The organism is Capnocytophaga sp. oral taxon 902, assembly GCF_013394735.1.
Classification (GTDB): domain Bacteria; phylum Bacteroidota; class Bacteroidia; order Flavobacteriales; family Flavobacteriaceae; genus Capnocytophaga; species Capnocytophaga ochracea.
Map to the genome: position 1 here is coordinate 1,513,138 of NZ_CP058261.1, position 20,922 is coordinate 1,534,059.

At 39.6% G+C, this 20,922-nt stretch carries 22 protein-coding genes, 1 tRNA gene and 1 pseudogene; 1 reads left to right on the top strand and 23 read right to left on the bottom strand.

The window, feature by feature from the left end:
• Positions 1 to 728: 728 nt before the first annotated feature.
• The 11 genes from HW278_RS06485 to HW278_RS06535 all read right to left on the bottom strand — a co-directional run bounded on the left by HW278_RS06485 (position 729) and on the right by HW278_RS06535 (position 6,824).
• Entirely contained in the window at positions 729 to 2,894 is a 2,166-nt protein-coding gene (locus HW278_RS06485; RefSeq protein WP_178977314.1) for a peptidase domain-containing ABC transporter, read from the bottom strand.
• Positions 2,895 to 2,919: 25 nt separating this feature from the next.
• Positions 2,920 to 3,105 carry a hypothetical protein gene (locus HW278_RS06490; protein WP_009421428.1) on the bottom strand — a complete coding sequence of 62 codons (186 nt, stop codon included), beginning with the start codon at positions 3,103 to 3,105 and terminating at the stop codon, positions 2,920 to 2,922.
• A gap of 73 nt (positions 3,106 to 3,178) precedes the next feature.
• Complete coding sequence (locus tag HW278_RS06495; RefSeq protein ID WP_178977315.1) at positions 3,179 to 3,400, bottom strand: hypothetical protein; 222 nt, start codon at positions 3,398 to 3,400, stop codon at positions 3,179 to 3,181.
• A 6-nt stretch (positions 3,401 to 3,406) separates the two neighbouring features.
• Complete coding sequence (locus HW278_RS06500; protein ID WP_178977316.1) at positions 3,407 to 3,796, bottom strand: hypothetical protein; 390 nt, start codon at positions 3,794 to 3,796, stop codon at positions 3,407 to 3,409.
• An 18-nt stretch (positions 3,797 to 3,814) separates the two neighbouring features.
• Positions 3,815 to 4,270 carry a hypothetical protein gene (locus HW278_RS06505; RefSeq protein ID WP_178977317.1) on the bottom strand — a complete coding sequence of 152 codons (456 nt, stop codon included), beginning with the start codon at positions 4,268 to 4,270 and terminating at the stop codon, positions 3,815 to 3,817.
• Positions 4,267 to 4,689, bottom strand: coding sequence for a hypothetical protein (locus HW278_RS06510; RefSeq protein WP_255493535.1), 423 nt, complete (start codon positions 4,687 to 4,689; stop codon positions 4,267 to 4,269). Before HW278_RS06510 ends, HW278_RS06505 begins: the two co-directional genes overlap by 4 nt.
• A gap of 208 nt (positions 4,690 to 4,897) precedes the next feature.
• Entirely contained in the window at positions 4,898 to 5,077 is a 180-nt protein-coding gene (locus HW278_RS06515) for a hypothetical protein (protein WP_178977319.1), read from the bottom strand.
• 11 nt (positions 5,078 to 5,088) lie between these two features.
• The gene (locus HW278_RS06520; RefSeq protein WP_106096071.1) at positions 5,089 to 5,286 is read right to left on the bottom strand and encodes a hypothetical protein; all 198 of its coding nucleotides are present in this window, start codon (positions 5,284 to 5,286) and stop codon (positions 5,089 to 5,091) included.
• Between the two features lie 43 nt (positions 5,287 to 5,329).
• The gene (locus tag HW278_RS06525; RefSeq protein ID WP_178977320.1) at positions 5,330 to 5,569 is read right to left on the bottom strand and encodes a hypothetical protein; all 240 of its coding nucleotides are present in this window, start codon (positions 5,567 to 5,569) and stop codon (positions 5,330 to 5,332) included.
• Between the two features lie 96 nt (positions 5,570 to 5,665).
• On the bottom strand, positions 5,666 to 6,190 hold the full coding sequence (locus HW278_RS06530) for a TlpA family protein disulfide reductase (protein WP_178977321.1): 525 nt from the start codon (positions 6,188 to 6,190) through the stop codon (positions 5,666 to 5,668).
• A 1-nt stretch (position 6,191) separates the two neighbouring features.
• The gene (locus HW278_RS06535) at positions 6,192 to 6,824 is read right to left on the bottom strand and encodes a hypothetical protein (protein WP_178977322.1); all 633 of its coding nucleotides are present in this window, start codon (positions 6,822 to 6,824) and stop codon (positions 6,192 to 6,194) included.
• A 179-nt stretch (positions 6,825 to 7,003) separates the two neighbouring features.
• Here HW278_RS06535 and HW278_RS06540 point away from each other — a divergent pair, with 179 nt between their 5' ends.
• The gene (locus HW278_RS06540; RefSeq protein WP_178977323.1) at positions 7,004 to 7,384 is read left to right on the top strand and encodes a helix-turn-helix domain-containing protein; all 381 of its coding nucleotides are present in this window, start codon (positions 7,004 to 7,006) and stop codon (positions 7,382 to 7,384) included.
• Positions 7,385 to 8,359: 975 nt separating this feature from the next.
• Here the strand turns inward: HW278_RS06540 and HW278_RS06545 are convergent.
• The 12 genes and pseudogenes from HW278_RS06545 to HW278_RS06595 all read right to left on the bottom strand — a co-directional run bounded on the left by HW278_RS06545 (position 8,360) and on the right by HW278_RS06595 (position 20,742).
• A complete protein-coding gene (locus HW278_RS06545; protein WP_178977324.1) occupies positions 8,360 to 8,983 on the bottom strand; it encodes a hypothetical protein in 624 nt (207 codons plus the stop codon).
• A 97-nt stretch (positions 8,984 to 9,080) separates the two neighbouring features.
• Positions 9,081 to 9,311, bottom strand: coding sequence for a hypothetical protein (locus HW278_RS06550; protein WP_178977325.1), 231 nt, complete (start codon positions 9,309 to 9,311; stop codon positions 9,081 to 9,083).
• A 184-nt stretch (positions 9,312 to 9,495) separates the two neighbouring features.
• Positions 9,496 to 10,746: a glycoside hydrolase family 57 protein gene (locus HW278_RS06555; RefSeq protein ID WP_178977326.1), complete on the bottom strand. Its 1,251-nt coding sequence runs from the start codon at positions 10,744 to 10,746 to the stop codon at positions 9,496 to 9,498.
• A gap of 11 nt (positions 10,747 to 10,757) precedes the next feature.
• Positions 10,758 to 12,047 (bottom strand): glycosyltransferase family 4 protein, encoded by a 1,290-nt coding sequence (locus HW278_RS06560; RefSeq protein WP_015782205.1) that lies wholly within the window; start codon positions 12,045 to 12,047, stop codon positions 10,758 to 10,760.
• 55 nt (positions 12,048 to 12,102) lie between these two features.
• Entirely contained in the window at positions 12,103 to 12,357 is a 255-nt protein-coding gene (locus HW278_RS06565) for a DUF4377 domain-containing protein (protein ID WP_255493536.1), read from the bottom strand.
• A 117-nt stretch (positions 12,358 to 12,474) separates the two neighbouring features.
• The gene (locus tag HW278_RS06570) at positions 12,475 to 14,430 is read right to left on the bottom strand and encodes a glycogen debranching enzyme N-terminal domain-containing protein (protein WP_178977328.1); all 1,956 of its coding nucleotides are present in this window, start codon (positions 14,428 to 14,430) and stop codon (positions 12,475 to 12,477) included.
• Positions 14,431 to 14,491: 61 nt separating this feature from the next.
• Entirely contained in the window at positions 14,492 to 14,869 is a 378-nt protein-coding gene (locus HW278_RS06575; protein ID WP_009420544.1) for a four helix bundle protein, read from the bottom strand.
• A gap of 75 nt (positions 14,870 to 14,944) precedes the next feature.
• Positions 14,945 to 16,909, bottom strand: a complete 1,965-nt coding sequence (locus tag HW278_RS06580; protein WP_178977329.1) for an alpha amylase C-terminal domain-containing protein — start codon at positions 16,907 to 16,909, stop codon at positions 14,945 to 14,947.
• 226 nt (positions 16,910 to 17,135) lie between these two features.
• The gene (locus tag HW278_RS06585; RefSeq protein WP_178977330.1) at positions 17,136 to 18,413 is read right to left on the bottom strand and encodes a Na+/H+ antiporter NhaC family protein; all 1,278 of its coding nucleotides are present in this window, start codon (positions 18,411 to 18,413) and stop codon (positions 17,136 to 17,138) included.
• Positions 18,414 to 18,584: 171 nt separating this feature from the next.
• Positions 18,585 to 18,666: transfer RNA gene (locus tag HW278_RS06590), tRNA-Leu, on the bottom strand.
• 242 nt (positions 18,667 to 18,908) lie between these two features.
• Positions 18,909 to 19,051 (bottom strand): annotated as a pseudogene (locus HW278_RS12535) (phosphinothricin acetyltransferase).
• A 464-nt stretch (positions 19,052 to 19,515) separates the two neighbouring features.
• The gene (locus HW278_RS06595) at positions 19,516 to 20,742 is read right to left on the bottom strand and encodes an IS4 family transposase (protein WP_178977050.1); all 1,227 of its coding nucleotides are present in this window, start codon (positions 20,740 to 20,742) and stop codon (positions 19,516 to 19,518) included.
• Positions 20,743 to 20,922: the final 180 nt, after the last annotated feature.

Here is a 20,922-nt window from a genome sequence, read left to right on the forward strand (position 1 = left end):
GGGAAATTAGGAAATGAGAAAATGAGAGAATTAGAAAATGGGGTAAATGTCAATAATACCAGAAATACTGATAATTAACTTTGGCAAAGGTGCGAGCCGTACAGGCAGTGTGAGCCACACGGGCAGGAAAAAAATTAGCAAATTAGGAAATGAGAAAATGGGATGCGAGCTAGAGGAATGAGGCTGTGCCTCAGAAATCAAACAAAATTTAAACAAAATCAAGGCTGCGCCCTGTGAAATGCGGGAGAAGCGACAGGCAGTCGTAGCACGACGGGCAGTAATGGAGTTCTCGGACGATTCAGATTTGTCGGACAGAAGCAAGACGAGATTAAAGGCTTTATTGGGAAGAGCTAAGGAGATAGAAAGATATCGGAGAGATTCGGAAGAGTGGAGGGAGGATTTTTGATGAAAAAAGGCTGTAAGAAGGGTGGGGTTAGCTTATAGAGCGCTTATAGGAAGCTTATACGAATCTTGGACGATTGGTATAGAAAGGGTATGTAAAAAGTTGATTAATAATATAATACAACAAGGCTAAAAATGGCAAAAAGAGGGTTTCGAGGCGAAAGAAAAGGGAATAGGTGATAGGCCTTAGGCAATAGGCACTAGGAGTGAGTATGACGGAAAAGGGAAGAAATGACGAGGGACGAATGACGAATGACGAAGGGGATGTAAGGTCGTAGTAAGACGGGCGGGTGAAAAATAGTGTTATATATTATATTGAACTGAGATTAATAGGTAGGCTTACTACTTAGAAAGAAATCGCTGTAGAAGTTTTGGGTTTGCATAAGGTGGTTGTGAGTGCCTGAATGTCTTACGGTGCCGTTTTCTAAAATACAAATACGGTCGGCGAAGTGTTGCAAGGAATGCAAACGATGAGAAATAAAGAGTGTAAGATTATCGCGTTTAATTTGATTGAGTATCCTATGTACAAAAGCTTCGGTATGCCTATCCATTGCTGAGGTAGCTTCGTCTAAAATGAGCAATTGAGGTTTCTTAAACAGCGCTCGCGCAAAGGCAATAAGTTGTTTTTGTCCGCCTGAGATATTTACACCTTTCTCTCCTAGCTGAGTAGCTAAGCCTTGTGGAAACTGATTGAAGTAAGTGTCAAAACCATATTCACTAAGAAAAGCCAAGAGGTCTTCTGCTTTACAAGGAGTTCCTAATAAAATATTATCCAATACATTTCCGTTGAAAATAGCTACTTCTTGAGGAATATAGGCTACTTTACTGCGATAGCTCTTTGTAGCAATAGTGTTTAAAGGGTATTGCTGATTGATGTAAATAACACCTTCATCGGGAGGGTAAAACTGTAATAACAGATTGGCAAGCGTACTCTTACCACAACCATTTTCACCTATAACAGCCACTATTTCGCCTTTGTTTATTTGTAAAGAAAGATGGTGCAAGATAGGTTTTCTACCTATAAAGCGAAACGATACGTTTTCTATGGTTATCCTATTGATAGTGTGGATATTTTCACCTTCTTCTTGCTCAGGAGGTATGGCTGTGAAATTGTACATACGAGCAAAAGCCACTTTAGCTTCGTTGATAGGAATGCTTATCAGGGCTAAATTGAGAACAGAGGGCAATAAAGAACCTACCATTGAGAGGATAGCCATCAGTTCGCCTAATAGTAATGTTCCGTTTAGCACTTGTATGGCATTGTAAACGAGTATGCTCACTAAGAAAATGACGCTTATCGCCCCTGAAATCCAAGAGAGTTTGATATTTACTTTACCTAACTGAAAAGCTTTCTCTTGTGAAGATAGAAAAATAGTCTTGTTTACTTTTGAAAAGACCCCTTGTTTATTACCTATCTTTATATCGGTAATGCCTTGAAAGGTATTGATATAATGACTTTCGACCAAAGCGTAACTCTGCATTACTTCGCGTTGTAAGGCAACGATTTTAGCATTGTTTTTATGAATGACGAAAAAGTAAATGGGAATGGAAAGCAAAGTGAATACGCCCACTTGCCAAGAGTAGTAAAACAAGAATGCAGAGGTGATAAACACTACCAAAATATCAATGAACGTAGCACTCACGAGCATTTTTATCACCCGTTGAATACGCTGGGTATCGTTTAGGCGAGCTACTAATTCGCCTATTTTGCGTGTATCGAAAAAGAATTTGGGCAAGTAGAGGAGTTTGCTAAAAAACTGCTCATTGATACGCGTATTGAAGTCTTTGGCTTGCAAGAGTAAGAAATATTCTCTCACTACTGAAATACCAATGCGTGCCAATAACAAGAAAGTGAGCAATAGCACGCCTTGAATGAGTTTGCCGACGTCTTTTGAGGGGAGGATATTATCGATGAGTTTTTGAGAGAAGATAGCCATAGCTAAACCTAAAACAGCTATAACCGTGCCTAAGAGTCCGCTGATGAGAAGCAGGCGTACGTCTTTTTGAATGAGGTTTAAAAACCATTTAAACTGTGCTTTTTGCTGTGTTGTTTTCTTTTTAAACTGCGGAGTAGGGGTGAGTGTTAGACAAGTTTTAGAGCGCCAAAGGCTGTTTAATTCTTCGGGAGATAGTTTTATAATACCTTTGGCGGGGTCTCCGATGATAAATACACCCTTTTCAAAGCCATAGCACACTACATAATGCTCTAAGTTGCCCATAGTTAAATGCAGTATAAGCGGAGCGTTATAGGCTTTGAGAACTTCTATATCAGCCTCGTTGCCTTCTGCCTCAAAACCTATGGAATTGGCGGCTTGGTAAAGCCCTAATAGGGTAGTGCCTTGCACGGTAGTACCACTAAGGGAGCGGAGTTCTTCTAAGGTGTGCGCGCCACTGTAATATTGGACAAGAGACAACAAGCAAGCCACTCCGCAATCGCTTTGGTCGTGCTGAAGTACAAAGGTTTTGTGAATAAGTTTTTGGGAGAGAGGCATATAACAGAAGAGCTGATAAAGTTAGTTAGCTTTTAGTTTTTTTCCTTTTGGTCTCAAAATATACTACTAAAAAAGTAATAACGAATAGAATGCCCGATACTATTTGGGCAATACCTCCTTCATTATGGAAATATTCCACTACAGCATAGATAGTATTACCCAAAGCGAGGAGTATCATTGCTATAATAACAATAGGGTTTCTGGGATTCATAACTAAGTATTTTTACTCCCCTCATTTAAGAAACCCTAAATGGGGTTGTTAAGGTTAAATTTTATAAAGCAAGCTAACGCTCTTGTTGTTCTTTTTCTTCTTCTTTTCGTATTTTGTAAATGTCTATACCAACAGATATACCAGTGGATACACATACAAAAACATTGATCATCATAGACCAAAATATTCTAGGTTCAGGATTCGTTACTACAACGTAAGCAATGCTAACTCCTGCAGTAAGAAAAGCAACTACAAATATAACGCTTCTTAAATCCTTTCTTAAGTAAGGTTTCATATAGTATCAATTAATTTCAATTACAAAATACCTATCTGTTTTAAGAAAACTATAATACGATATAGGGATAATGTACAAAAGTAAAACTACACTAAAAAATAACATAGGTATCTTTCCAAAGAAAAGCAAGAAACAAACTATTAAAGTAAAACTTCCTGCTAATAAATAATATTTATCAGAAAGACGACTTTTGATGTTTATAACGGTATTTTCTGACAAATGAGATACTGTTTTAAGATCCTTTTTGAAAAGGAGAGGCATTGTTACTCCTATACAGTAGCTTTCAGCTTCTTTAAGGGGTATTACTACCTTTTTTGCTGGAGAAAGTTTCACCTTTTCACCATTTATAGCCACTGTGATATTGCATAACGGGAATATACTTCTTTTGAGAACCATAAAAAATGTTTCTTTACTTTAAAACCAAATGAGTTTGGCGAGAATGATAAGAAATAGTATAAAATAACAAATAGGAATATAATATTCCTTTTTATAGTGTTTAGCTATGTACTGCCTTAAAGCCTCTAAAACAAGAAGCACTACAAGAACAGTTACTATATGTGCTAAAAGCACTTCGTACCACTGATAGCCTATGATATTTTTGCAAAGATATACACTGCTTAATACAAAATACCCTATAAAGAAAGGATTTTTGAGCAACTGACCTACATTAGCCAGCACCTTCCCTTCTTTATACTTTTCGGGATATATGAAAGGGATAACCAAATGCAAGGAGATGAACACTACTGAGTCCATTAAAAAGGCTTCGGTGAAATGTTCTTTCTCAAAAGCAAATACAATGACTATTATGTAGAGGGTTAATAATACAGCGTATAAAGCTATAAATATTTTAGATAAATCTTCTCTTTTCATACAGATTGTTCTTTTCTCTTTTCTTCATACAAGAAGCCTGCTCCTGCTACACTTAAGGCTAAGATAAAGGATATATTTTTAAAAAATGTATCGCTAAAAAAAGCTATATAGTTTTGGAGAAGTATCCCCATAATACATATATAAATATAGTAATACCTCTTGAATTTTAAAAGATATAAACTTAGTTTAACAATAACTGTTGCCAAGATAAGCAAAGCTACAACTAATACTACTGTTTCAAGGATAGAAAAAGTGTTTTCTATTTTATAAAAGAGCCCCATTAGTAAAGGCAACAACAATACTACCCAATTAGGGATATATAAACTTTGCTCTTTGAAAGTAATGTATTTATTTTCTTTAAAGTTATCTAAAGGAATAAAAATAGATAAAGAAAAAATATTTAATACAATGTTGTACAAAACGATATTCCCTTCTGTCTTATCTACAAGATAGAATAATACGATAGTAATAGCTACTATAAAAAGCCTAAATAAATTGCCAAAAATGCGCATAATAAGCTGTAATTATTTTTTTAGCTTGTGCCTCAAAAACAAAAGGTTTTAACAACCCTCATTTAAGAAACCCTAAATGAGGGTTGTTAAGGTTAAAAATATACACTAAAGCAAGCTAATGCTCTTTTTTCTTTTTTAATAAATAGGTAGTAATTAACCCACTACCAAATATTATTACATATGATGAAGCTATCACCCATTTGTTTATTTCATAATCGGTGAAAAGTCTCATAAAAACAGGAACAGCTGCTATAAGTGTTATAACAAGCAAGGTATAACGTACTGATTTTTTCATAGCTTTAACATCTATCTTAAAGCATAACCAGCACAACCTAATCCTATTGCAGCTCCTGCAATTTGTGCTCCCCATCCCACTGGGTTCCAAAGATTTGCTATAACAGCTATCTCATAAATAGCAGCTACACCTGCAAAACCAGCACAAAATTGTTCGATACGATCGCCTCCTTTTATGCTTTCCATTTCAATTAGATTTAATTTTTTCATAATATGAAATATTTAATTATAGTTAAACAAAAGTAAAGTAGAATTAACTTTCTAAATCTATTAATTCTATCTTTTGGGGCACCAAATATGTTTGACTGATATTTCTACACTTTGTTTCTGCATATACAATCATACCAAAAGCACAGAGAACAGCCCCTCCTAACCCTCCAAAGAAAATTGCTCCTCCAAGGGCAGCACCTCCAACATAAGAAAGTTTTCCTTCAGGAGTACAGTCAATTCCTCCTTGAATTTCTTCCATTTGTTTGATTTCTAACTTTTTCATAGCTTAAAAAGTATTAAATTAATAAATTGGTGAGTATCATCTAAAAGAAGTATCCACAAACGCTAGCTTTTTTGCTCCTCTCCTTAACAGATGATTTTATTTTTCGCCTAAGAGCTGTAATAGTTTTTCGGCTCTTAGTTGTCCTTTATGCCTGAGTAGTAATTTGCCTTGCGCATCGTACGCCAATATATAGGGTATACTATTGGCTTCGAATTGTTTGGCAAAAGTATAAGCACTGTCTTGCAAGCATATTACCTTGTCTTTACCCAGTAAGTTTTGCTTTATGGCAAAGGCTTTAATGGCTTCTTTGCTCTCGTTTGAGACGAGTAGTAATGTGGTTGCTTTAAAATGTTCTAACTGCTCGCTAATGTCTTTGGTTTCATAGAAACAATAGCCACATTCGGTATTGAAATAGATAAAAACTGCTTTGTTATTTTTAGGAAGGTTCGCTTTCGTAAAAACACTCCCTTCTAAGGTTTGAAAGCTAAACTCGGGCAAAGTGCTGAGTTTTTGCTGTACTTGCTTTTTGTATTGTAGCTTTTGTACAATTTGAAAGCCCATAAAACTTAGAAATAGTAGTACGACTGCTATAATGAGTTTCTTTATGACTGATTTCTTCATATTACGAAATATTTAAGGTAAAGAACATCACACATACTACCCATAAGAGTAAGCCTACCCCATAACCGCTTGCCATAATGTTAATTCCTTTGCCGGTGGTGCTACCGATAGCTTTATTCAGTTGTACTGCCATAAAAAACCAATAGGCTATTTCGAATAAATTCAGCACTTGCAAAGGATAGATAAACCAAACAGCAATACCTTTATACCCTGTGATATTCAGTGCTGAAAGCGGATAGAAATACTGCACGTCGTCCAAAGTAAAATTGGGCTGAAAGAACGCAAACCAACACAACTTAACAATAGGGACGGCTAAAAAGATACATTCGCCTAATAGCGACATACGAAAAAGCTGTTTATAAGGTAGTTTCTCATTGTAAAACAGACAACCTATGTCTATCAGCAGGGCGGTAACGCTTATTTTTATCAGTAGTAGTATAGGAACGAACACATAGCCTACCCATTGCCATTTATCTTTAAATGAGAGTACTTCGTTAATCTGTTCGGCGGTGAGTTGTTCGGATAAGGAATGTGCCATTACCCCGTTTAGGTTTAGCACTGCCGATGAGATATAAGAAAGCGCTATATAAGTAGCTGATAAAGCAATAAAGATAGTGCTGTTATTCCATTTCATAAAATGCATTGGTTTTAAATCACATTACAAAGGTATACTGTATTTTTTGAATTCCGCAATACTTTTAAGAAGAAAAAATAAACTATTGGTTTATGAAAAATATACTTTTAGTTAAAAAAAATTGCGCATTAGTGTATTTTTCCTACCTTTGCCAAGAAAACTAATAGTATATATTTGGTATGGAAATAAACAAAATATTAGAAAGAATTGCTAAAGAAAGAAGCAAAAAAGGCTATACGTATGAAAATATGGCTGATGATTTAGGGGTTACTCCTCCTGCTTATAGAAAAATAGAAACAGGCGAGACTAAACTTTCGGTGGAGAGAATGTTCCAAATCTCCACTGTTTTGGGCATTCCTGTAAGTGAACTTTTAGACATAGGGGAGAGTTGGGTGCAACATAACAGCTATAATAAAGATTCTAATATTTCTGCTCAAAAAATAGAGCACTTTTATCAAGAGAATAAAGAGACGATAGAGAGACTTATCGCTTCGTATGAGGCAAGGCTGAAAGAAAAGGACGAACAAATAGCCTTTTTAAAAGGGTTTTTGAAGAAGTAGGTCGGTAGCACGACGGGCGAGGAAAATGAGGAAATGAGGAAATGAGAGAATGAGGAAATGGGGTGTGAGGTTGTATTAGAGGAATGAGGCTGTGCCTCAGAAATCAAAAAAAAATTAAACAAAATCAAGGCTACGCCTTGTAAACCAGCAGAGGGATTGTTAGTTTGTTCAACTTTGGCAAAGGTGCGAGCCGTACAGGCAGTCGTAGCACGACGGGCGATTAACTTGGGCAAAGTTTGAGATGAAAAAGCGATAGTTGGGACTGTTAGGAGAATTCGGAAGGAAACGGAGAAGTTCGGAAGAGTGGAGGAAGGATTTTTGATGAAAAAAGGGTATAAGATGGGTGGGGTTAGCTTATAGAGAGCTTATAGGAAGCTTATACGAATCTTGGACGATTGGTATAGGAAGGGTATATAAATAGTTGATTCATAGCATAATATAACAAGGCTAAAAATGTTAAAAACGGGGTTTCGAGGCGAAAGAAAGAGGAAGAGGCACTAGGTCTTAGGCCATAGGCACTAGGGGGAGTATGACGGAAAGGAGAAGGGATAATTAGGGAATTAGCAAATTAGAAAATTAGTAAATGGGAACGTGTAATAGAAACATCCCCCTAGCCCCCTTCAAAAGGGGGAATGTAGTGACGAAAAAAGTGAAGGAAACCTTTCCCCCTTCTCACATACCCAGCTGTCGCTGGCTACCTCCAAAAGAGGGAAACTGTGGCGAGTCATTTATTGGGTAAGCCCCCGAACCCCCGAAGGGGGACAAGCTGGAAAAGCTGACACCCCCCCTTTACACATATCCAGCTATTGCTGGCTACCTTCAAAGGGGGAATGTGATGATGGGGGAAAAAGAGGGGTGGGGTGGAAATCCGTGAATAATATGTAAATTATTAAGGAGGTAAATGGTGCTACTTAGGTAATTGGTAGGCAATGAATAATAGGGATAATTTGTTTAAAGACTTAAATAGCTAATTTGCTACATTGCGAAAATTAGATTTCTGAACAATAACAGTAGCGAGAGCTGTGGTAAAACCCCAATGAGCCAACTTAAAAACATTAGCCATAAGGACTTCTGGTTGAGGTAAGCTTGTGCTGAAATACAGGCTCCGCTGAGGAATAAGAAAAAGGCTACTATGTAGGTCATATCTTTTTCTACGGCAATACTGAGCAATACTGAGAAGGTAGTAAGCGCGCCCATTCCCATAGCAAACATATTGACTTGCAATCGCAGAAAATGTAAAAACAAAATTATAAAACAGCTGATGGCTAAGTTCATCACGTAGAAGTAGAGGATAGGATAGGGGTCGATGGGGGTGATGCCAAAAGCTACCCCTAAGAGCATTGCTATATAGCCGTACAAGAGCCATTTTTGTTTTTCTAACGGAATGATAAAAGGGTTCTGCAACCAGCCTATTACAAACAAGATGAGGTAGATGAGTGTAGGGATAGCAATGGTAACTATCAGTAATAATAGCCACGTAACCTTCATTTGCTCTACAGGGAGAGGGAAAGGGATATTAAAAAGCACCACCATAGCTCCGTAGATAGGGAACCAGATGGGGTGAGTGAAAAAAGCTATGATATAACTCAAAAAACGCATTGTATTCTTCTTTTTTTGCAAAGGTAGTACAAAATAGCAAAATAGCAAATTTGAGAAAGAGCAAAAAAGCCCCTCGCGTGAGCGAGGGGCTTTTTATTTAAGGAGTGTAAATAATGTTTTCTACTAAGTCGTTGTCGGCATTCTTGGAGAGCTGTGAGTTTTTCTCGTTAAAAGGGGTGGTGTAGAGAAACTCTTCGCTACTTAGATGTCCTGTGGGCATCTCGTCGGGGTTCGTCTCGGCAACTTTATTGGTTCCAGACAGTTCTTTCAGTTCTTCAGCGACAATCTCTTCAAAGAAATTGTCTTTCCTTGTTTTTACATTTTTCATCTTGTCTGCTTTTAAATTATTATTAAACTTTCTTTTAGTGCTTAGGTCACACGCCATAGGGCATAGGTTTCGAGGGGTAGCGTTTCTCAAAAGAGGGTAACCTCTCCCCCCTTTCACATACTCAGCTACGCCAGCTGGCTGACTTCTCTTAAATAGGGGGAGAAGGGGACTGAAAAGTGACTTTTCACTTTTTCCTTGTCTGCCTCTTTTTCTTTGTTACTTGTGCAGGTTGCACCTCTTCTTGCTCGTGTGGTTTGCATCTTTCGATGAAATCGCTGAGCACGTTCATATAGTTGATGAAGGCTTCGTAGGGCGAATCGTAGGGTAAGCGGTACTTGTGATAATCGGCACCTGAAAAGAGCTTAGTGCGCATAAAATAAAAGTGCTCACTGGCTTGCAGACGAGTATAATCGTCTATTAGGTCGGCGTTCTTTTTCTTTCTTACTTCTGGTTGTATCTTAAAGAGCTCTCGGAAGGCTTCTTTTTGCAACTCGTTACCCAACCAAGAGGTGGTATCGCGCTCTTCGTCTGTCCAAGAAATAGGGTAGGGCACAGGCAAGACATCTTTAGCAGGATGCTTTTTGGCTACTTCCTTAGGCAATAAGAACTCATAGTTATCGTCTTCCATCATATAGGTGATGAAGTAGCGCAAGAAGTCGAAAATACCGCTTTGGGCGTTGTTGTAATAGCCTATTACCTCGTAGTTCATAAAGAGGTTGAGCACCTCGCTATCTTGCAAGCTGTTTTTCACCCAACTGATATACTTTTCGGAAGTGAGTGGGTATTCACTCCAATTTCTATCGGAAAAGCGTATGGCGATATCATCACTGAGTTTGCTGTTTTTGAGCAAAAGGTTGAGGTTTTCGTCGATAGCGTTTTTGTAGACAAAGTTTGGACTCTTCCAACCCAATACGTGCTTGGCTCCATCGGTGAGCATCGTCTTGAACCCGAGTTTTGCGACGCGTTCGCCTATGGCATCGGAATAGATGAGAGAGGTGTTGCGAAAAGTTACAGGCTTCTTGCCAAAGAGCTGTTTGATAGCCGTAGTATGTCGTTTTACTTGTTGTTCGAACTCATCGGTATCATCGGAAAGCGAAGCCAAAGAGTGGGAATAAGTTTCTGCCAAAAACTCTACACTACCGGTTTGGGCGAGTTCTTGGAAAGAGCGTATCACCTCAGGAGTGTGCATTTCGAGCTGGTCGATAGCACTTCCTGTGATAGAAAAAGCTACTTTGAACTTGCCTTTGTATTTATTGATAAGCTCCAAGAGCAAGGCGTTAGCAGGTAGATAGCAATGCTCAGCCAAATCTTCAAGCTCAGATCGATTGGCGTAATTATCGAAGTAATTATGTTTCTTGCCGATGTCGAAGAATTGATACTTTCTAAGACGTTCGGGGTGATGGATTTGGAAATAGATACAAATTGACTTTTTCATCGTTGGTTATTTTATATTAAAGATTCGTAAATGTTTTTAAGTTTCAAGGAAGCTTTTTCCCATTTCAGTTGGTTTACCTCGTCGTACCCTTCACGTTGCATATAGTGAGCGAGGGTGGGGTAAGCCAAAATGCCATAAATAGCATCGGCAAGGGCGTTGATATCCCAATAGTCTACTTTGATAGCGTGGTGGAGTACCTCAGCCACTCCCGATTGTTTGGAGATGATAGTAGGTACTCCTGAGCGCATTGCTTCCAAAGGAGAAATCCCAAAGGGCTCAGATACTGAGGGCATCACATACACATCGCTGTATTGAAACATACGCTGTACGTCGTTACCTCTGAGGAAACCTGTGAAGTGGAAGCGGGTTCCCAATCCCAATTGTGCAACACGGCGCACTAAGGGGTTCATTTTCTCGCCACTACCTGCCATTACAAAGCGTACGTTAGGCATACGTTTCATCACTTTTGCAGCTGCCTCAACGAAGTATTCAGGACCCTTTTGCAAGGTGATACGCCCTAAGAAAGTAACGATTTTATCCTTGATACCGCGTTCTTCTTTGGCATCAGTTTCGGCTTTAAAGTCTACTGCATTGTGCACAGTAATCACCTTCTCGGCAGGGATACCGTATTTTTCAATGACGATATTGCGCGTCCAGTTGCTCACGGTTACTACTCTATCGGCAGCTTCCATACCGCGTTTTTCGATGTCGTAGACCAATGTGTTGCGGTTATACTCGCCCCCACGGTCGTATTCGGTAGCGTGCACGTGTACGATAAGGGGTTTGCCGGAAATCTTTTTGGCGATGATACCCGCACTATAGGTAAGCCAGTCGTGGGCGTGAATCACGTCGAACTCATAGCGTTGGGCAACTGTGCCCGCTACTAAGGCGTAGCGGTAGACCTCTTCCATCAGATTTGCACCGTATTTGCCTGAAAACTGAAATTTGTTATGATACGAAATGCGCTCGCGGTGTTCGCCTTCTTTGAGGTAAGCATCACGTTCGCGGGCGAAGGTTTCGGGGTCCAGGTAAGGCACGAGGTTCGAACCTATCTCCATAAAATTGATGTGTTTCCAGAAATCTTCAATCTTTTCAGCGTTTTGCAACATCTCTACATCGCTAGCGTTGATAATCTTAGCCACATTGCCGTCCTCATCACCGGAAGCTTTTGGCATCACAAACAGCACTTTTACGCCGTTTTTAGCCAATCCTTGGGCTATACCCAAGCAGGCTGTTCCTAATCCCCCACTGATATGAGGGGGAAATTCCCATCCAAACATTAATACTCTTGCTTTCTTCATATGCTTTTATTTATTCCTTCCCCGATCCCCTCCCACGCAGGGAGCAAGAAGAGCGTTATTCTAATTTTTCTTTTGAGATGATGCTGATTAACTCATAATCATCGGGCAGGTTACCATCTTGAATAGGGTAGTCATAGATGATTCTCTTGACTTTCAACTGATATTTATAACCTTTTTCAAGGGTAATACCTTTTATTTGGTTGTTGCCAAAACAAAGTTCTTTATTACCTATTAGTGCTTTAAAACATTCGAATTTCACTTCAGGCCAACTAAAGGCTTCTCCCATTTCTCCTGTAATTGTAAGTGTCACTTTTTGTATTTCTTTAACTCCATTATTGGTGTAATCACTTTCTTTACTAAGGCAAGAACAGCACAAGACACATATCAATAATATTAAAATATTTCTTATCATATTAAAATAACTTTCTCAAAGTGTTGCAGGCATCTGGCTCAGTAGCCATTGAGCACGTAATATCTCAGCTACATTCTTAGCTTTGGCAATACAACCGCGTGAGTGGAATGGTGGATTGCCGTCGTAAATAGCCGATATAGTACATACGCCGTGTTCGTTGAGCTCTTCTTCAAAGTTTTCCAAGATAGCTTGCGCTTCTGGCAGGTACTGTGCTCCAAAGATTTTCAGATAAGCCTCTATATAGAACCCAATAAACCAAGGGTGTGCTGACCCGTTGAAGGTGGCTTTGTCTCGCGCATATACATTGCCTACACTCACGCCTTCATAACGAGGGTTTTGAGGAGATAAACTGCGCAACCCGCGAGGGGTGAGCAACTCTTGGGTAACAATGTCCAATACTCTCTTCTTAGTCTTCTCGTTTATGGGAGCATAGTCGAGAGCACAAACGATGAGCTGATTAGGGCGTACATCGGTGTTTTTATTTGTGCGGTTGGCATAGTCGGCAAGGTATTTCTTGTCTTCTATCCAAAAAGTCTCTACAAAGCTCTTTTCGATGGTTTCAGGTAGCGTAAACCACTCGCCGAGGAAAGTTTTATCTTTTGCCTCTTCTGCTAAGGCAAGGGCGTAACACACGGCATTATACCAGAGGGCATTCACTTCTACTACATAACCGTTGCGTGGCACGATAGCACCGTAATCGCTTTGCGCATCAAACCACGTAAGCGGACGTGTAAGGTCATCACTCCATATAAGTCCATTAACTTCCATACGGATATTCTTATGAATGCCTTGCTTGTAGGCGTTTAAGATACTTTTGATTGTATCGCCATACTCCTTCCAAATTTGTTTCTTACTCTTAATAGTTTCCTTTTCATACTGTTGAAGCGTCCAAAAGAACCACAACGAGGTGTCGGCATCATATTCAGGGTGTATATTGTGCGTACTGATTTCCTTAGCAAAAAGCCCTTCGTAGAAGTATTTTTGAGTAGAGGTGAGCACGTCTTCAAATATCTTGGCTGTACTGCCCGATAGAGCAATACCTGGCAAGGCAATAAAAGTGTCGCGCATATTGCTGTCGAACCAGTGATAACCTGCCTTGATACGGGTTTCGCCTGCCTTGTGAATAATAAACTGAGAGGCGGCGTACTGCAAGCATTCTTCAAACGAATTGCGGTCGGCGCGCTCTTTAAGGTGCTTGGTAAAATCCTTAGCGAGGTTCTTAGGATTAGCTTCCTCTAAGCTGGCTGAAAAGACGATGCTTTCGCCTTTCTTGAGGCTCACCTCAAAAGCTCCTACACTTAGGAGGTCTTCTTGGTAGTCATACCCGCGTTCTTTTTCTTTGGTATAATAGATGTTGTTGTTCCAATAAGCCCCACCACCAAAATTAGCGGATTTGCTGAGTTGCATATAGAGATAAGGAAACTCTGGGTATAGTTTTACACGCACGCCACCGCCTACTGCTTCGGCTTGGGTGTTGGCTACGGGGTTTTGCTTGCTAAGAGAATGTATATCGCGGAAAGCCAAGAGAGGGTTTAGGCGCAAAAGGGTAGCCGAATGGGCTTCTAGTAGCGTATAGCGTATCAATACTTGGGGAGCATTGTGCATCATCAAGATTTCTTTTTTCAGCAGTACACCACCTACTTGGTAAGTAACGGTAAAAGCTTTTTCGTAGGAAATATCTACGATATACTTATGCCCGCGCGGTTCATAGGTACCTTCGTATTTATGAACGCCGAAATTGAAATCGCGTCCGTGCTGAATGATACTTTCATCTAAGGAGGAGAGCATCACGTAGTTTTTGCCTCTGAACTTTTCAATAGGCACTACCAGTAGCCCGTGGTATTTACGGGTATTGCAAAAAACGAGAGTAGAGGAGCAGTAGCCTCCCCCTCGGTTCGTACCGAGAAACTCTCTATCCAGAGAGTATTCAAGATTAATAAGTTGGTCTTTTTTGAATGATAAATAACTCATATTTCAATTAACAATTAATAATTGACAATTGACAATGTCAATTGTCAAAAGGGTGTGATTATTAGTTTTTATTAGAACTTTCCTTTTTGGTGTTTTCTTTCTTAGTTTTAATTATTGAAATGAGTAGTTTTAATATTTCTTTGCAGTTAGCTATTATTGATTCATATTCTTTCTCATTAAGATATTGAGTTGCATATAATAGATCTAACCAATATTCAGTTTCGTTAGCTTCTTTGAGTCCTATTTGTAATTTATGTATGAAATCACTATCACTTTCAGCGTGTTCTGATTCTCTTACACAAGCACCTACTGAAGTAGCACAACGCAACAATTGTTTACTGATTACAAATTCTCTTTTATCTTCTTGTAATATTCTTGTAAGTTTTACAATGCGAATAGCAAAATCAAAGGACTTTTCTTTAACAATATTGTTTTTCATAATTTTTCAATAGATGATTAATAGTAATCACAATTAATAATTAACATAATCTGGCTCACAACCAATTGTCAATTATCAATTGTCAATTTTTAATACTATTCCAATTCTCGCTGGTATATACAACGATAGCAAATTCTCCTTGCCGGTGTACTGCGTAAAATGCTCTACGCTTTCATCGATGCGGTTATCACCTCCAAAGGCGGGGTTATCAGTATTCAGTACCGTTGTGTATTTACCTGCTGGCACATCAAACTGATAATCGGTGTAGGAGGTAGTGGGGTTAAAACTGAAAACAAATAAGTACCCACTCCGCTCGAATATGAGTAGCTGTCGCTCGATGTCGCGCACCAATATATGAGGTTCTCGGTCTAGGAACTTACTTTCGGTGGCAAAGTGTATCATCGCGCTATCAAAAGCGTTGAGGTATTTAAACTTCAGGTTAGAGTCGTCTACCAAACTCCATAGCCTGCGTGCGTGGGCATAACTCCAGTTGTTGCCAGCACGCGGAAAGTCAATCCACTCAGGGTGTCCCCATTCGTTGCCCATAAAGTTGAGGTATCCCCCACCTGCGGTACCAAGAGTTACCAAACGTATCATCTTGTGCAAAGCCATCGCACGGTCGATGATGAGACTGTGGTCGAACACGCTCATACCCGTATACACTTCCTTATCAGTGAGCCAGAAAAAAATCGTTTTATCACCTACGAGGGCTTGGTCGTGGCTTTCGGCATAACTGATGGTGCGCTCTTCGGCGCGTTTGTTAGTCAATTCGTAATAGATATTGCCTACGTGCCACTGCTCATCGGGGACTTCTTTGAGGAGCTTAATCCAATAATCGGGAATACCCATACTCAGCTTGTAATCGAAGCCTATGCCTTTTTCAGCAATAGGCGAGGCAAGACCAGGCAATCCGCTCATCTCTTCGGCAATGGTCAGCGCTTCGGGGTAGAGCTCGTGAATAAGTTGGTTAGCCATAGTGAGATACACCAAAGCGTCGTCGTCCTCATTGCCATCATAATAGAAACTATAATTGGTAAAGGCTTTGCCCAAACCGTGATCGTAATAAATCATACTGGTAACGCCGTCGAAGCGGAAACCGTCGAAGCGATATTCTTCTAACCAATACTTACAGTTAGAAAGTAAAAAATTCAGTACTTGGGGCTTACCATAGTCAAAACAGCGGGAGTCCCAAGCAGGGTGTTTACCGCGCTCACCGCGGTGGAAGTAAAGATAGTCGGTACCGTCGAAGAGGCTGAGCCCTTCTGCCTCGTTGCTTACCGAATGCGAGTGTACAATATCAAGCAGTACACGTATGCCCAAGCCGTGGGTAGCATCGATGAGTTCTTTGAGTTCTTCGGGGGTGCCAAAGCGTGAACTCACCGCAAAGAAGTTAGCCACCTGATAGCCAAAAGAACCGTAGTAAGGGTGTTCTTGTATTGCCATCAGCTGGAGGGTGTTATAGCCCAAAGCTGCGATACGAGGTAGCACATAGAGGCGGAACTCTATAAAAGTACTTACGCGCTGGTGCTCGGTACTCATCCCTATATGTGCTTCGTAGATAAGCGGGTGTGGAACAGCTTTGGGGCGCGGGTATTGCCAGTGGTAGGGGTGCTCGGGACACCACACTTGGGCGGAAAACACCTTGGTATAATCGTCCTGCACAGCGCGGGTAGTATGTGAGGGGAGGCGTTCGCCACTGCCTCCTTCCCATTCCACAAGTAGTTTGTAGAGCATTTCGTGGCGGAGGATATTAGCAGGAAGACGCAATTCCCAGTCTTGGTCGTTTAGTTTAGTGAAAGAATAGTGTTTGTTTTTTTGCCAGTCGTTGCTATCACAAAGAAGAAAGATAGCCGTTGCATTTGGAGCCCACTCGCGTAGCACCCATTCTGTATGAGTACGGTGCAGACCGTAGTAGAGGTGCGAATTACAAGCATCAGCCAGGCACTTAGCGTCCCCTTGCACTCTATGAAGGACATCGATAAAGTGCTGATGCCTTCCCTGAATAACAGGGAGGTATGGTAGCAATAGTGGGTCGTTCATAAGGTTTGGTATTCTGGCTACGGAAAAGTCAAAAGATTGGCTTTTAGGTAAGTCAATTAAATTCGCCGTAAAATTAAAACAATATTTTGATAATTGCAAATTTTTTTGCAATTATTTTACAATAATTTTATAGTCTGTTATGATAAACTTATGTAGTTTAATAGAATACAAACACTTATAAAGTAGAAGACATCACTGTTAATGCTGTATAAAAACAACTTTTTTATTACTTTTTACCCACATAAATATACCCCAAAGTGCCTATCAGCAGTAAATGTAAGTAAATAGCATACATCACCAGCTGGGGGTAATCTATCGTATCGGCAAATTTGTATAGGGCAATTACCTGCGCTCCATACGGGATAAGCCCCTGCGCATAACAAGAGAAGATATCCAATACCGATGCCACACTGCGCAATGGTATTTTAAACTGTTCAGCAATCGTTTTGCTCGTCTTCGAAGCGATGAGAATAGCCACCGTGTTATTCGCCACGCACACATCGGCTACTGTCACCAAAAAGCCCATCCCTAAAAGAGCCGACGAGCCACTTTTGATGCGCTGAGTAATGAGGTTCATCAAAAACCGAATCCCGCCAAAATGCTCTACCAAAAACGCCAATCCTCCTATGATAAAGTATAAGAAGAAGGTATCAGCCATTCCCATAAAACCTTTGTGAATGTCGGTAGCAAACTGCAAGAAATGAAACTTGCCGTACGCAAACCCTATCACCCCCGAGATAAGAATACCTAAGAAAAGCGACACAAATACGTTTACCCCAAAAAGCGCAATTATCACCACTGCCACATAAGGCAAAATAAGCACAGCGTTAAAATCGCTATACAACTGATTGTGAAGGTAATTTTCGGCGTCAGGGTTTCCTATGAACAGCAGTATGATAACCGCCAGAATCGCCATTGGTATCGCAACTTTAGCATTCGCCTTCATTTTTTCGTTCATCTGACATCCAACCGACTGTGTGGCGGCAATCGTCGTGTCCGAAATAAGAGATAGGTTATCGCCAAACATCGCACCCGATAGCAGTGATGCGCCTATGAGTGCCGTATTCGACTGGCTTTGGGTGGCAAGGTCAAACACTATCGGCGAAAGCGTCATAATAGTACCCACCGAAGTGCCCGTAGCAAATGAAAGAAACGATGCAATGATAAAAATCCCTACCGGGAAATACTCTGGCGAGATGTAATACATACCCATATTCACAATACTATGCGTACTTCCCAAAGCATTTGCCACCGAAGCAAATGCCCCAGCCAAAAGTGCAATCATACACATTTGTAGCACATTGCTATCACCCGCCCCTTTAAAGAACAATACTATTTTCTCTTTCATAGGAGCTCGGTAGATAAGCAAAGCCACTACCACCGAAAAAAGTGCAATAATAGGAGCAGGTAGCGAGTAGAAGTTGTCGAAATACAAGCCACTACCTAAAAATAATGCTACGAATACGAGTAGAGGAATAATACTGATGATAGTTGTTTTCTGCATAGTTATTGTCTGTTTTATAGCAAATCAAAATCACTTTTGTGTCCCTTCCCCCCTTCGCTTTTGCAGATTGTCCCCCTTCGGGGGCTCGGGGGCTTTATACTAACACTTGCCAATCTCCTTTATATAAAAATAAAAAAGCCTTAATTCACTACTGATGAATTAAGGCTCTTGTGCGGGTGAAGGGACTCGAACCCCCACGCCGTGAAGCACTAGATCCTAAGTCTAGCGTGTCTACCAATTTCACCACACCCGCAAATGATGAACGTTTCAATGATTGACGGCGCAAAAGTACAACAGTTTTTTTTAACTGCAAATTTTTTCCGTGTTTTTTTATCCTCAATCTCACCTTAGCCCCACCAATACATTAATTATCAGTTAAATTTATCAACCAAAAATCATTCCTTCATCTTGCCTTCCCCTTTCCGTCACTACATTCCCCTTTAAAGGTAGCCAGCAAGAGATCTTCATCACATTTCCTTCGTCATTCGTCATTCGTCATTCGTCATTAATTACCCCTTTGAAGGTAGCCAGCGACAGCTGGGTATGTGTATCGCGAGAGCGGAGTATGTGTAAAAGGGGAGGTTTGTTTCCTTTTCCAGCTTGTCCCCCTTCGGGGTTCGGGGGCTTACCAAATAAATGACTCGCCATTGAAGGGGGCTAGGGGGAGGTTTCTATTACACTTTCCCCTTATTATCTATGACCTAAGACCTCACACTTCCCCATTTACTAATTTTCTAATTTGCTAATTATCTAATTATCTCTCCCTTTTTCTGTCACACTCCCCCTATTGCCTATGCCCTAAGGCCTATCACCTCTTCCCTTTTCTTTCGCCTCGAAATCCCGTTTTTAACATTTTTAGCCTTGTTGTATTATATTATGAATCAACTATTTATATACCCTTCCTATACCAATCGTCCAAGATTCGTATAAGCTTCCTATAAGCTCTCTATAAGCTAACCCCACCCATCTTACACCCTTTTTTCACCAAAACTTCTCTCAGCTCTCTTCCGAACTTTTCCGTTTCCTTCCGATAGCTCAGATATGTCACTTTTAGGGGTACACACTTTGCCAAAGTTTCAAACTAAGGTTGTAAGGAACATTTTTAACTATCTGAATAAGAATACATTTTTGAAGGATCTCCTCCGCAATGGATTACAATTTCTTTAATTATTTCATCTTGTAAACCATAACAAAATCGCCTTTTAGGGATTTTATAGCCTTTCAATCCTTCTTCTTTTATGTATGTCAATAGTAATATTGATGCTATTAATATTACATACATCATCACTTGTATACCATTGAGATTTCTTGAAAAGAAATGTTTAAAGTTAAGCTCTTGTTTTATGAAACGAAAATACTGCTCTATCTTCCAACGATTTCTATAAATTCCGGCTATTTGCTCATCACTAAAATCATCGGTTAAGTTACTTAAAAACAGTATCTTCTCTTCTTTAATTTCTCCTCTCTTCTCATCCTTCTTTAGCAGTCTACCCTCTATCAAACGAAAGGTATTTTTTGTCCTCCTTTGACTTTTAGTGAAAAGATGTACTTTCTGACTGCTAATTAAGCGCAGATGCTCATCTTGCTCAGCTAATTTCTTTACTTGACTCCCTTCTGCTAAAATATACTTTGAGTCTTTGTAAATTCGGGTGACAAAATATTGAGTCTGCTCATCTGAAAGCTCATCCATTACCTTTCTGTCTTTCATTCCTCTGTCGAACACTGCTATATCTTCCTTATTAGCAGTATGTTCCTTGAGAATATCACCAAGTGCTAAATCTTCACTTATCATTTCTTGCTGGTGATGAATTTTACACTTGAATGGTAAGTTTGAAAATCCAATGGTGAATTTTAAGCTTAGCTTTCCTTGCTCATCTTTTTTATTCTTCTGTCCATTTTGCATTCCTAAATGGAGTAGTTTGGATGAGATACTCACTATTGTAGAATCATAACTACTTATTTTAGAAGTAATTCCTTCTTCTAAAAAAGGTGCATACTTCTTTACGCAATAAGCAAAAAGTCTTTCAAAGAAAACTACATTTATTTTAGCAATCCTTTCTGCAATGCTACTGTGTGATATGACTTTAGTAAGTGATATCTTAGCAATCATTTTAAAGAAATTTGTGATATAAAAGTTTTCAAAGGTTCTTAGACTAGCTCTATCATCTGTCAAAGCACCGAAAATTAGCAACTTAAATATTTCTATTCCTTTAAGTTTTTTGCTATATTTATCGACTCCTGTTTCTTTTACAAGAAATTCTAACTCTTTATCTTCTATCTTAGAAAAGATATTTGAAATTCTTTTTCTATTCTTTATTATAGTGGTCATAACTTTTTTTTGCAAAGATAATACTTACACAGTATTCCTACAAAAAAACATAGTTAAAAATCAGTGCTTTATAAATCTTCCTTACAGTTTTGGTTTCAAACTTTGGCAAAGTTGATTACTGGTATTTCCGGTATTATTGGTATTATTGGTATTTCTGGTATTATCGGCATTCACCTCATT